A 13287-nucleotide genomic window follows, 5' to 3' on the forward strand; every position below is an offset into this window, starting at 1 on the left:
TTATATACCGAACAATGAGCAAGCAATGCGTGAGAACACCGGTTTCTGGACGATGAATCAGTGTATTCTAGTGATGACTAACAAAGTTTGTTGGGGATGTTCGTAGGTACACGCTAACATTGGTTATCGTGCTCATATGGACGTTCATCCTCGGGCTGGCACTCGTGTGTCTGGTCACATTTGCGTTTGTGTGTCAGCATCTGGAGCGGAACAACCCGCGCCACGATGCGATCGCGGGGATGCTCTACGCCTGCGGGCGCTGGTACGTCCGACGAATGCACCGGCTGCAAGTCCGGAGCCAGCACCACCTTCCGGACAATCCCGGCCCACTGATCGTCATCGCCAACCATACCGCAGGCATCGACCCGATCCTGATCCAGTGCGTTTGCCCGTTCGAGATCCGGTGGATGATGGCGGCCGACATGCGCCATCCGCGCGGCGAGCCCTTCTGGCAGTGGATGAAGATCATCTTCGTGGACCGGTCCCGCCCCGACACCAATGCCCTGCGTCTTGCCATCCGGCACGTGCAGGCAGGCGGCGTGCTGGGCATCTTCCCCGAGGGCAGGATCGAACGCCCGCGTGGTGTCCTGCTCCCGTTCCAGCGAGGGGTGGGGGCGCTGGTCAAGCAGACCGGGGCGACCGTGCTCCCGGTGCTCGTCGAGGGCACACCACCAGCTGACACCGCGTGGGGGAGCATCCTGAAGAAGAGCAGGTCCCGCGTGACATTTCTCGCACCGGTCAGTTACTCAGATGACCGCACTAGCGCGCAGGACATCGCGACTGATCTCGAATCGCGCATCGCCGGCGCGATGAAAATGGACAGTACCACTACCTCACGCGCAGCTTCTGATACTGACTTCCAACATCATGCCGATTCCCATCCGATTGATGCAGCGCGTTCCCGCAACAAGCGTCACACCGACGGCGGCCCCATCGCAGCGGGGATGTGAGTCTTACGTCACGCCGTGAATCAGCACCGCTTTGTCACCGAGTGCTTCGAGCAGTTCTGCAAGACATGCTTTTTCGTGCTTTGGATGGACGTTGACGGTCAGCATGGGATGGTTGGCTTCACGCTCAGCGGTCTTTCTGTCGGATAGTTTATTCGCTTTGTTATTCTCCAGTGTCACGAGCAGTGGGATGTTGGGGCTTGTATCAGAGTGAACACTTTTATACTTTGCCCATTCCCACGCGGGCTGGAGTGGGCAGTCCTTGCTGCCGCTCTGCCCCGGATAGTTGTATTTCTTGCATCGCAGTTTTCTCATGATCGGCTGGAGCGTCTTCGGGCCGCGGGGCGCGCCATTGTTTAGCGCGATGAGCGCGTAGTCATGTCGGTGCAACGGGATGATGGCGGACGCGATCAACGCTTCAAACGAGGGAGCAACTGCAAACTCGCGGGAGCTGTCTCCCTCGTCGATTGGACCGTCGTCCGGTTCAAAGTGTGTGATTGATGGATTGCGCTTCGGCCCATTTTTTCGATAGTCCAAGCAGCACCATGTATGTCCATCACCTTCAATTGGGAAGAGTCCGTCCTCAACACCCCATTGTCGAGCAGATTCTGTCATTTCGACGAGCTTGTGATATTTATTGTTTACGACACCAGCTATATCGGTCAGGAAATATTCCTTCCCCATCCCGTACCACCGAGGCGATGTCTTTTCCAGCCTGAACAGATCAACTCGCAGCGAACCGCCGTCCTGTTCGGCAAGCGCAGCCTTGTATGATGCGGGCAGCTTGATGCCGAGCTTCTTTTCGACCCGAGCGAAGTCTGCTGGCTTCGGCGGGGCTGGTGGCGGGGAATCGACGTATGTTCTATAAAAGTTGTCTGGTAGCTTGAGCTTGGGCATGAATAAGACTCCGTGAGTGGGGATGGTAGATCATTTCCTCATTGCAGTGTCAAGAAAAAATACTCACTGTTGGGTGTGAGTATTATTCATTACATGCAGAGAATCATCCGTGCTGGAACAAAGAAAGAGGTTTCAACAGCATCGCCGCAGGCTGCGGTTGCCCAGTGTCGAGTCTATCGATCAAATGAACAATGCCCATCTGTTGGTCAAGCAGTGCGAAACGTATTCTGGGATGATTCTAATCTTTGCGTGGTGTTCGATGATGCCTCAGTTGTCTCGGTGAGGTGCTGTGATGATGGGATGATACAGTTGAATCTTGAGCAAACGCGTTCTGGCGTTATCGAATCGGCAAGTGATGCATCTCTGATAGTGGTTGACTGGGGGTCGCAAGAGCTGGAACACACCGTATGGGATCGGCAATCGATTGCCGCGAGAATGCAGGGCATGCGCCTTGCTTTCATTTCGCAGAACCCAGACATTGTCTATCTGGACTTTGTGGACACGCACAAGCTGTGCATCATGATCTCAACAATACTCGAAGTTTCGTCAGATCAATATGTCCTGTACTGGCACTTTGACGAGAGCGAAAGCGACCCTTTGTGCGAGTGAATGCGTATTTGTTCTTATATTTGCTGATCGAGATACGACTTCAGCATCACCGCAGCTGCGATCGCGTCGCGCCGTTGCTTCTTCTGCTTGTGCGAGAGCCCGGACTGTGCCATCAGCCAGTCCGCTTCGGCGCTGGTGAGACGCTCGTCGAACAGCTCGACCGTTCGGCCTGTGCGCTGCGCGAGTTTTTCTGCGAACGCGCGGACGAGTTTGGCGCGCGGACCTTCGGAGCCGTCCATGTTCATGGGCAGCCCGAGCACGAGTACAGAGTTTGCTTTGTTGTGCCCGAGATTCTCAGCGATAGCACCATCGATCGCGTCGAGTAGTGCTCCGCCGTCATGAATTGAGATGGGCACTTCGAGCACGCCGACAGGTGTCGCCAAGCGCGAGAAGGAATCGCCCAGCGCAAGCCCGGTGCGTTTGTCGCCAAGGTCGATCGCGAGGTATCTGATGATGGGTGAGGAAGAGTCGTGTGCGGGCACAGGTGATCGTAGATTGTCCGTGCGTGAACGGATTGTGCCCAGCCGGGTTAAAACCCAGATTAACAACAGCGAAAACACGTTTTTCGAGCGGAATTGACGATATACGCCGTTGCGTCACGGACGTGTCACATCCGGCGCATCGCAATAGAATGTCGTGCGTGCCTGTTTTCCTGACATGAACACAAAGGGAGCCCTGATGCGATCACACCCAGCCAGCATGCTTGTTCTGACGTGCCTGCTTCTGACAGGACAGACCGCGTGCGCACAGAACACGATGCGCCCCGCAACCACCGATCCGGACGGCACCGTGCATACGAACGAACTCGCGCTGGCAGTACCGATCCTTGATGGCGAGGTAATGCCGGAGCAGACGGATGCTGAGACAGCCGCGTTTCTTGATGAGCTGTCGAGCGTGGAGATCACCGCACTTCGATCGCAGATGATCGCGACACGGTTCTTCGAGTTCGCCGATACGCAAACGCGCAAGGGTAACCTGTACTACACAGCTTCCAGGTCGTCTGATGGCGATGTGGTTCGGAAGTTCGGCGCGTATTTCAATACGCTGTTCGTCGGCACGTTCAGTGAAGCCGGTGCTCGCGAGGAGCCGTACCAGCGTGCGTTCGTGTTCGACGGGCGCATGCTGATCGAGATCGACGAGGATACAAACCCGCGTCTGTTCAAGCGTCGCGAGGTGATCGGCCCCGGCGAAAAGCTGGACCCGATGTCTTTGGATCAGGGCATCTTTCCACTACCCATCGGGCAAAAGCGCGAGGAGATTCTCAAGCGGTACAACGCTCGGCTTGCGCCGGCTGCCGAGGGGTTGATGGTAAATCCCAGCGATGCGGAGTTCTGGAACGAGAAGGAAATTATATTCTTCCACGCGCTTGCAAAGTTTCACCAGGACAACAAGTCGGTGCAGCTTGTGCTCGAACCACGCAACGGCGCGAACAGCGACATGCGCCAGATCCGGCTGTGGTATACACAGACCGATGCGGGTGATGGCGCATCGGTATGGCTTCCATCCCTGGCGCGCACGATCGATGGTGCGGGGGATATTTCGTTTATCCAGCTTCAAAGCCCTGCGATCAATGGGCGAGCAGAAGTGCCCGAGGGTGCGTTGAATCTTCAGCCGCCCGCTGATCCACGAGGCTGGACTATCCCGTCAATCGAGCCGTACCGCGAAGCGATCGTGAACGCACCGGACAGTTCGCGCGAATAAATAGACCATGTTTGTGGGTTTGCCAACGTCCGAGAGGTATGCGTTTTTTCGTGCGCGAGTACTGGTTTGTGTGCCGATGAGTCTCAGGGCCGAGAATGTTCGGGCAGGGATGATCCGGGTCTGCAGATCAGCCGAATCTATGCATGAAAAGGCGCATGAAAAGACAGCACATATGTGGGAGGTTGTTTGATGGCACGACGAGGCTGGCAGCATTTTTTTGGAACGGTTGCAGCATCGTTGATTCTCGCACACGCAGCGTGGGCACAACCGGGTTCTCAGCCTGATGTATTGTCCGCTGTGCAGCGCCTGCTCGATGCGCCGTACAACACAGACGAGGATCGCGCACGGATCCGCACACATCATGGTGTGTGGACAGTTGAAGATCTTGCAGCAGCACATCGACTCTCATTCGCTGCACTCACAGTTGGCGACTATGAGCGCGTCCTTCGGGTCAATGAAGCTGGCATTCGCGGTGCAAACGATCTCTTGCAGATCAGACTCGACAAAGCTGAAGCGATGCTTGGTCTGGGTAAATACGCCGATCTGCTTGCGCATCTGGACTTGGTCGATGACCAGCTTGCAAAAGCAGATGTGAAGACTGTGTACGCCCACGTGCTCAGGTCTGCCTGGATTCGTGCGTCTGCGCTCGAACTGCTCGGCGATATGGGCAGCTGCCAAAAGATCGTGGCAGATACCCGCATGCGCATCAGCGAGAACGAGCTGAAGACCTCGGAAGAGCTCGTCTACTTTGCGCGGATGAACCAGATTGCTGCTCGTGTGCTCAGTGTCGGACAGGCAGGCGGAGCAAACTACGACGCGATCATGCGCACGCTGGCACGGGCGCGAACAGGTGCAGGTGCAACGTACTGGCCTGCGATGCTTGCTGAAGCGGAAGTCCTCATCGAGAAGGACAACGATGCCGAGGCGCAGAAGGCATTGCGCGAGGTGCTGCAACTCAATGACAAGTGTGCCCGTGCGGTCAGCATCGTGGGCAGGCTCTCGGTTCGTGGGTTCAACTTCGAGCAGGCAGAGGCAATGGCTGAGCATCTCGACACCCTGCTTGCAGAGTTTGACACACTTCTTGCGGATGATGAATCGGTACAAGTACACAGCATCGATGGACAGGCGATTCTCGCACTCGGCGCATTGCGTCGCAACGATGCGGCAGCTGTGCAGGATGCAGCGAGCGAGATCCTGCGTCGCGCGCCCGATCATGTCGAAGGGCTTTCGCTCGCTGCTGCTGCGGAAGCAGAGCGATATGACTTTGCCAGTGCCCGCGAGATGCTTGATGCGCTTGACGCACATTGCAGCGAACTCGCCGGGGTGAAAGCGAAGCCGATGCGTGGCTACATGATCGTGGGTGCTGCCACATCGGAGAATCGCCAGTATGCCGACGCCGCAACATTTCTCCGCGAAGCGGCGAACCGCTCTCCCTTTGATGCAGAGCCCGTGGTCGAGCTTGGGCTGCTCGAGGTGCAGTCCGGACGGGATGCGAATGCGATCCAGGCCCTGCAAACCGCGACAACACTCGATCCATTCAACATTCGCGCGAAGAACAGCCTCAAGCTGTTGCAGCAACTGCAGACGCACGCAGTTTCTGAAAGTGAGCACTTCCGGATTCGATACGATCCCGCGAGCGCAGCAAGCGAGATGGTTGCACGAGAGATGCTGCCTGTGCTCGAACGCATCCATGCCCGTGTCTGCGGCGACGAGCCGGGAGGTATCGACTATGAGCCAACCGGGAAGACATTGATCGAACTCCTGCCAGATCACGCGATGTTTGCTGTGCGGATCGCGGGCATGCCAAAGCTGCACACGTTCGCAGCATCAACCGGTCCTGTGATCGCGATGGAAGCACCGCGCGCTGGCGCAGGTTCGAGCATGGGTACATACGACTGGCCCCGTGTGATCCAGCACGAGTACACGCACACTGTCACACTTGCTCGCACCAACAACCGCATCCCGCACTGGTTCACAGAAGCCGCTGCGGTATATCTTGAAGACGCGCCGCGCGATTATGACCGGGTTCAACTGCTCACCCGAGCCCTCACTGGGAACACGCTTTTTACGCTCGATGAGATCAGCCTGAAGTTTGTACGTCCGGAATCACCGCTGGACCGTCCGCTCGCGTACGCACAGGGACACTGGATGTACGAGTTCATTGTCGAGCGTTTCGGAGACGTAGCGCCTCGCAAGCTCATGGATCAGTACGCTGCCGGCTTGAACGAAGCGTCCGCGTTCGAAGCTGTGCTGCACATGCCGCGCGATGTGTTCTTCGAACAGTTCAAATCGTGGGCGCATAACGAGGTGATCGAGTGGGGCATGCTGCCCGAGGTGGGCACACCAACACTCGACGAACTCATCGACACACTCGGCCCGGACGAAGCTGCCCACGCGAAGACGGACCCGAGATTGATCTCGCCAGCATCGGTTGATGCCTGGCTGGAGAAGTACCCGAACCATCCGCAGGTGATGCGTGTCGCACTGGAACATGCGTTCGTTCGCACAGAAAAGGCTGGCACCGACCCACTCGACGATCCACAGACGCGTGCAATGCTCGAAATATACTCGTCGTTGCGTCCCGTTGATGCGATGCCGCACCAGAAACTTGCAGCGTACTGGCTCGCAAGGGAGGATCGAACCAGAGCGCTGCCACATCTCGAGTTTCTTGATGTGCGCGAGCAGCACTCACCGGCCTATGCGGTGGAGCGTACCAAGCTGTACGTAGAAGCGGGACGCTGGGGTGACGCAACTGTCGCGATACAGCGTGCCGTGAACATCGCGCCGTTCGATGCTGAGATTCGCGAGCTTGCATCGCGCGTCGCGCTCCAGCAGCGCGATCTGGAGACCGCTGCACACCACATCGAGGCGCTGACGTTCATCGAGCCCGATCGAGGCGTGCATCAGAAACGACTTACGCGCATTCGCGAGATGATCGCAGAGCAGAAGTAAATATATCCATAGGGATACAAAAGTGCAGAGATTCTCCCGTTCACGCAATCGTCGCGACGGGCAGATCAAGTGTGCGGTTGATGCGTGTCATCGTTCGCTCGCGACCGAGTAGTGCCAGTGTCAGATCGATTGGCGGCGAAACAGGTGTGCCAGTCACCGCGACGCGTAATGGCTGGGCAATCTTGCCCATGTTCATGTTCCGTGATTCTGAGAACGACTTGATCAGATCGTGGATTGGCTCAGCGTCGAATGTCGAGAGTTTTTCAAGCTCCACTGCGAACTCCGCGAGCACAGCCATTCCCTTCGGCTCACCCTTGCGAAGCACCTTCTCCACAGCTTTTTCGTCAAACACGATCGCGTTGTCGTCGAAGAACAGGAACGCTGCCTGATCCGCTGCATCGCGGAATGTTTTGCATCGTGGCTGCACAGCCTGCGCCAGCAACGAGAGGCTTGCATCGTCGATCTCGTGCGTGATACGTGGTTCGTACCGATCGCACCATTCCGCCCAGCGTGCGCAGAATGCTTCGGGCGGGAGTGCGGTGATAGCGTCGCCATTAAACGCGAGCAGCTTCGCGCGATCGAAGCGCGCAGCAGTCTTGCCGATGCGGGGCAGGTCGAACTTCTCTGCGAGAAACGTGTTGTCGAACTTTTCGATGTCGTTGCCAGGCGACCAGCCCAAAAGCGCGAGATAGTTGCACACGGTCTCGGGCAGGTACCCGCTTGCACGAAAATCTTCGACGTTGATCTCGGGCAGCTGCACTTTCAGCGCACCTGCGAGCTGCACCAGCACCTCAAGATCAAGCTGTGATTTCTTGTCGTCAATCCACTTTGCAAATGTGCTCGCGTCGAGCTCGCTCACATCGTTGGGCACAGAGTCCACATTGCCTGACTTGCACGCGTCGCGAACAGCCTTGTCCTTGTCGCGCTTTGACATCTTCGATCCATCAGGGTTCATGATGAGCGGCAGGTGTGCATATGTTGGCGTGCCGAACCCGAGCGCGTGCTGGAGCGCGACATGCTTCGGCGTGTTGGCAAGATGCTCCTGCCCGCGCAGCACGTGTGTTACGCCCATCAGTTCGTCATCCACAACCACAGCGAAGTGATAGGTCGGGAACCCGTCTGCTTTGCGGATGACAAAGTCTTCGATCTGTCCGTCGGCGAAGCGCACATCGCCCAGCACTTCGTCGTGAACGCACACGTCCTCGTCGGGCACAGCAAACCTGATGACGCACGGCTCGCCCTTATTCATACGCTCGATGCGTTGTGCGAGCTGATCACCAGTAAGATCGGGGCGTTCGTACTTGTACGCCTTCTTGTCAGCGAGCGCAGCTTTGCGTGCCTCGTTGAGTTCCTCGGGTGTCTCGAACGCGGGATACGCGAATCCTTTTTCGAGCAGCACATTCAAATAATGGTTGTAATGTTCGAGGCGCCTGGATTGCTCGTACGGGCCGACGTTGCGATCGTCGCCGCCGATGGTCCTGCCGTCGATCTGCAGCGTTGGGCCATCGTCCCAGTTGAGTCCAAGCCAGGCAAGATCGACGAGGATCGCTCTGGTTGCAGTATCGGACGAACGCGCCTGATCGGTGTCCTCCACACGGATCATGAACCGGCCCGCGGGCTGAGTGTTATTTGATTTCTGTCCGCGCGCAAGCGCCCAGCAGAACAGGGCAGTGCGGGCACCACCAATGTGCAGATGCCCCGTGGGGGAGGGTGCAAACCGAGTGACCATAGGAGCGTTCGATTGCGTGTTTTCCGGCATATGCAAGGGTATGCCAGAGATTCGGATTTGCTGCATGAAACCTTGGGCCACGGGTTCCCAATCAGATTTGATACCATGTCTTCACAGACGCACCAATCCCAGTATGCAGGTCCTCGTGCACAGATGAACGAACAGTTCGAGCCATACCACGCTGAAGATCTCCAGCCTTGGGAGACAAACTACGCGATGTGGATCCATCTGGGTGCACTTATTGCGTACGTTGCAGCCGTTATCCCATCACTTGGTGTTGCTTTCCCGGTACCGTTGATCGCGGCGCTTGTGCTGTGGCTGGTTCACAAGCACGACTCAGAGTTTCTCGATGACCACGGTCGCGAAGCTGTCAACTTTCAGATCAGTATGTGTATTTTCTATATGATCGCTTGGGTTGTCGGTGCCATGATGTTCTGTGTCGGGTACTACATCACGCTTCCGCTTGTGTCGATCTTCGGGATCGTCGGATGCGCGATGGGCGCTTATGCTGGGAAGCAGGGGCAGATCTACCGGTACCCAGCCACGATCAGATTTCTGTAGCATTCAGTCGGTGCGATGTATCTTCGGGCGTGTAAGGCATACCGGCACTACACTGGGTTATGAGTTCAAACTCCACACGGACCGACCAGCTCTCCATCTCGCAGCTTCAACCTGGCGACGCGGTCGCCACCGTGCTGATGATGCGAAACGCAGCCATCGGCCGCACCCGCACGGATAAGCCCTATTTCCGGGCCATTGTTGCTGACCGCACAGGCGAGATGCAGGCCCGCATGTGGGACGTCGATGAGGCGACCGTCGGCAAGCTCCTGCACGAGAACGTGGTCTGGATTGAGGGGAAGGTCGATTCCTACAACAACGCGCGTCAGTTGATTGTCACGGCGATCGACGCCGTCGAAGCAACACCCGAGCAACTGGGCGATCTGCTTCCACGTTCGCAGTTCGATGCCTCAGCCATGTTTGCCGAACTGCTGGAGCATCTGCGCACGCTCGAACACCCCGCGATGCGCGCACTCGCCAAAGCGTACATCGAGGACAAGGGCCTGATGGAAAAGCTCATCAAGTCCCCAGCAGCAAAGTCCATGCACCACGCGGTTGTCTCTGGGCTCCTGGAGCACACCCTGAATCTGCTCAGGCTCGCCGACGCGGTGTGCCCGCTCTATCCCGGGATCAACCGAGACATCGTGATGATGGGGCTGTTCATCCACGATCTGGGTAAGACGAGCGAACTCTCCATGACCGGCGGGTTCGATTACACCGATCGTGGCAATCTCGTCGGGCACATCGGCGACGGCCTGCTCATGCTGCGTGACAAGGTTCGCACTGCAGAAGCCGGGTTTGGCGGCCCTCTCCCGGAGAACGCCGTGCTCGCGCTCGAGCACATCATTGCGTCGCATCACGGCGTGCCCGAGTACGGCGCCATGAAGCTCCCATCAACGCCGGAGGCGGTGCTCGTCTCGAATCTCGACAATCTCGATGCAAAGACATGGATGGCGCTGAGCGTGTCACGCACCGATCAGGCGGTCGAATCGCCCGGTGAGTGGTCAGAAAAGCACTTCGGTCTGGGCACGCGTGTGTACAAGCCTGATCCGTTGGCGGAGTGAGTGGCGCTATTCCATCAGTGACACAATAATGCGGCGAGCTTCCTGTACATCAGGATGGTGTGTATAACCGCTCGTGTCAATGAATCGGACAGCTTCCTGGTCCCGCTCCAGTGACTGAAGTATGTGAGCGATCTGGCATGTTGTGTCAGGCGTAGGTTCGATACTGTGTGCTTTGCGTGCAGACTTGATCGCCTCTTCGTAGCGTTCCAAGTGATCCAATGCGCAGCTTTGGTGATACCAGCTCTCTGCGTTACAATCATCGATCGCGAGTACTCGTCCACAAATATCCAGATATGAATCTCGCAATGCGGTTACTTTGTTCTGGTCACCTTCTGACACGCGGTCGGGGCGATAGATAGTTTCGAGAGAGCACACGAGACTAAGTATCCACTGTCGCTGTAGAAGCAGATTGTAGTCTGTGGGGTAGAGCGCTACAGCTATTCGTGTTATTCTCACTATGTGCTCAAGCGGCAGCGGATTTTGTTGTGCAAGATCTGTAACTGTGCTGATGAGTCTGCCCTCTACCATGTTTGCATTATATGGCACATGACAAAAATCTCAGGAGCCTGAGGTGTCCCCCCTCGGGGTATTCCAATCAGTGTCCCCCCCGTGGGGCGCGATTACTCGGGTGATGGAAGTTCAATAATAACTGTGCCCTCAGCGGTCGTACCTGTATCAGTGTCGAACCCCCATGTGCCGATCCAATCCTGTGTGTCGATGCGAAAGGCTTGAATGTGGATGTTAAGATCTGCGAAGCCTGGATGCAGGTTGAGTAAAGCCTCTCTGGATTCGTGCGTCGCGGTGTAGACACCAGTCCCAAGCGGCAATGTAATCGGATCCCCATCTATCGTGTGAGTTACTTTATCTGTTGAAGTAATGTTCCATGTGCTTGAGAACTCCTTTATGTCGTCGGTGAGAACGGGGATATGAATCGTTCCCTCAGCGACCTTGTTCTCGTACGTTTCCAGTTCTTCAAGGGTCTGAAACTCGATAGCTCCACGCACATTGGGCTGATGGAACTCAATGTGGTATGCAGTATGTCCGGAGGTGTTGGGCTTCGGATTGGAAGACTGAGGCGTTTGCTTTTTCTCACACGAGGCGCAGGCCAACAGTGCAAGTGTAACTATGAAAGCACATCTGAGACGACGTGTTGCAATGTTGATAATGACTCGCATCCCTTGATTTCAGCTTTGTGCAGATGTCTCTCGTTCGATGTATCCGGCGCATTCTATCAAATGAAAACGCCCCGAGATTGTTATCCCGAGGCGCTGAAAATATGCACTTTGTTGTGTGTTACCGCAAATCGCCGTAGCGCTTGCCGATCAGCGTGTAGAACCGGTTCTGGTTCAATACGGGGATGAATGTTGAGCGTGCGTCCTCGAAAAGCTGGTCGTACCGGCTTGCCATGGCGTAGATACGCTCCCACTCCTTCACGACTTCGGGCTTCGCGTCGACTGGTGGTGGGGGAGGAACGATCGGGCGTTCACCGAGCACTACAAAGTCGACGTCTCCGGTCAGTTCGTCAACGTTCAATCCACCCCACTGGGAGATCTGAGCGCGGATCTGGTCTGCTTCGAGTGGGGTTGCAATACGATCACCGTTGGCATCGAAACTGCCGAACGTGACAAACTTGTACGTCTTGTTGGGGTCGTACACCGCATTAGCGATCACGTCTTCGCGAACGACCGCCTGACCGGGCTGAATGCCGACGACGCGAGCGTCCGACGATGTCTCGTTGATACGGATGATCTCAAGTCGTGCCTTTGGTGCGGCGTACTCGCCAGCAGCATTCGGTGCGATGGCGCTGGCACGTGAGTACACAGCGAAGGTCATGCCAAGACGCACACGATCCTGACGACCGCGGCTGATGGTGACAGTGTTTGCTGCTGCGTCAACACCAATGACCTTGCCATCAACAAGTGCTTCCTCGGGGTTGCCGACGCTGATTTGTCCGCGGCTGCTTTCCTGATGCTCGCGAATCTTCTTCTGGAATGCCTGATTTGCGATCACCAGCTCGCGATTGTCATCGCGCAACTGGCGGATCTGCTCTTCGTAGCGACCCTTCATCGCAACCATCTGATCGTCCGCGCTGTCGCGCAGCGAGTTCACGCCGGAACGAAGCTGATCGATCTCAGCCTGATAGGTTGTGATCTGCTCCATGATGGATGCGATCTGTGACTCGTGTGATTGACGCAATGACTCGATGCGGTTGATCTCTGCTTCACGATCTGACATGGCGCGCTCGCGTGCCGAATCGATGCTTGCGATTTCCTGGTCCTTCGCAGCGATGGTGTTGTTCAGGTCATTGATCTGTCCGATGAGATCGCTTGAGTTCACGCCGTTGGAACCAACACGCTTACGGATAGTTTCAATGTTCTCGCGCGGGTTGCCGGTGAGCAGGCTTGCGAGTTCCTGGCCCATATCGTTCATGTATCCGATCGCGCTCTTGCGCTCCTGGCCAGCGCGCTCGACAATGCGACGGATCTGGTCGTTGCCGCGCTCGGATGATTTGACGAACACTTCGGTTTCAGCCTGCAACGATGCAAGGTCGCGCGCATTGGCTTGCGACTTTGAAACGAAGTAGAACGTGGATGTCACAAGTCCGAGGCAGAGCACGGACAGGATAGTGATCAGAACCCAGACTCCATTGCCACTTGATCGGCCGGCCATAGTCATCTCCCAGCGGATGGTGAGCGCGATGCTCGCGCACAATGTGATGCTGCTGACGGAACGCTGCCCACGGAGGGGGCAGAAAATCGAACACACGGGCCTGCCCGCGGAACAAGCAGGGCCTAAAGCATACACGAGCCGAACCGGCTGTGCAGCATTT

General features: G+C 56.6%; 11 protein-coding genes. 5 read left to right on the forward strand and 6 right to left on the reverse strand.

Features of this window, described 5'->3' with window-relative positions; genetic code table 11:
- Positions 1-128 precede the first annotated feature (128 nt).
- Complete coding sequence (locus H6815_06140; GenBank protein MCB9860018.1) at positions 129-950, forward strand: 1-acyl-sn-glycerol-3-phosphate acyltransferase; 822 nt, start codon at positions 129-131, stop codon at positions 948-950.
- A 3-nt stretch (positions 951-953) separates the two neighbouring features.
- Here H6815_06140 and H6815_06145 read toward each other — a convergent pair whose 3' ends face one another.
- Positions 954-1844 carry an SMI1/KNR4 family protein gene (locus H6815_06145; GenBank protein MCB9860019.1) on the reverse strand — a complete coding sequence of 297 codons (891 nt, stop codon included), beginning with the start codon at positions 1842-1844 and terminating at the stop codon, positions 954-956.
- Positions 1845-2467: 623 nt separating this feature from the next.
- Entirely contained in the window at positions 2468-2935 is a 468-nt protein-coding gene (ruvX, locus tag H6815_06150; GenBank protein ID MCB9860020.1) for a Holliday junction resolvase RuvX, read from the reverse strand.
- Positions 2936-3131: 196 nt separating this feature from the next.
- Between ruvX and H6815_06155 the strand changes: the two genes are divergently transcribed.
- Both H6815_06155 and H6815_06160 read left to right on the forward strand, forming a co-directional pair.
- Positions 3132-4154: a hypothetical protein gene (locus H6815_06155; protein ID MCB9860021.1), complete on the forward strand. Its 1023-nt coding sequence runs from the start codon at positions 3132-3134 to the stop codon at positions 4152-4154.
- Positions 4155-4343: 189 nt separating this feature from the next.
- Entirely contained in the window at positions 4344-7106 is a 2763-nt protein-coding gene (locus H6815_06160) for a hypothetical protein (protein MCB9860022.1), read from the forward strand.
- 40 nt (positions 7107-7146) lie between these two features.
- Here H6815_06160 and gltX read toward each other — a convergent pair whose 3' ends face one another.
- Positions 7147-8865, reverse strand: coding sequence for a glutamate--tRNA ligase (gene gltX / locus H6815_06165; protein MCB9860023.1), 1719 nt, complete (start codon positions 8863-8865; stop codon positions 7147-7149).
- A 75-nt stretch (positions 8866-8940) separates the two neighbouring features.
- Here gltX and H6815_06170 point away from each other — a divergent pair, with 75 nt between their 5' ends.
- Positions 8941-9396 carry a DUF4870 domain-containing protein gene (locus tag H6815_06170; GenBank protein ID MCB9860024.1) on the forward strand — a complete coding sequence of 152 codons (456 nt, stop codon included), beginning with the start codon at positions 8941-8943 and terminating at the stop codon, positions 9394-9396.
- 59 nt (positions 9397-9455) lie between these two features.
- Entirely contained in the window at positions 9456-10457 is a 1002-nt protein-coding gene (locus tag H6815_06175; GenBank protein MCB9860025.1) for an HD domain-containing protein, read from the forward strand.
- Between the two features lie 6 nt (positions 10458-10463).
- On the opposite strand, the gene H6815_06180 is transcribed toward H6815_06175, so the two are convergent.
- The 3 genes from H6815_06180 to H6815_06190 form a co-directional block, all read right to left on the reverse strand.
- Complete coding sequence (locus H6815_06180; GenBank protein MCB9860026.1) at positions 10464-10985, reverse strand: tetratricopeptide repeat protein; 522 nt, start codon at positions 10983-10985, stop codon at positions 10464-10466.
- A 92-nt stretch (positions 10986-11077) separates the two neighbouring features.
- Positions 11078-11566: a hypothetical protein gene (locus H6815_06185; GenBank protein ID MCB9860027.1), complete on the reverse strand. Its 489-nt coding sequence runs from the start codon at positions 11564-11566 to the stop codon at positions 11078-11080.
- Between the two features lie 184 nt (positions 11567-11750).
- Positions 11751-13127, reverse strand: coding sequence for a hypothetical protein (locus H6815_06190; protein ID MCB9860028.1), 1377 nt, complete (start codon positions 13125-13127; stop codon positions 11751-11753).
- Positions 13128-13287: the final 160 nt, after the last annotated feature.

The sequence above is a fragment of the Phycisphaeraceae bacterium genome (assembly GCA_020639155.1).
GTDB lineage: Bacteria > Planctomycetota > Phycisphaerae > Phycisphaerales > UBA1924 > JACKHF01.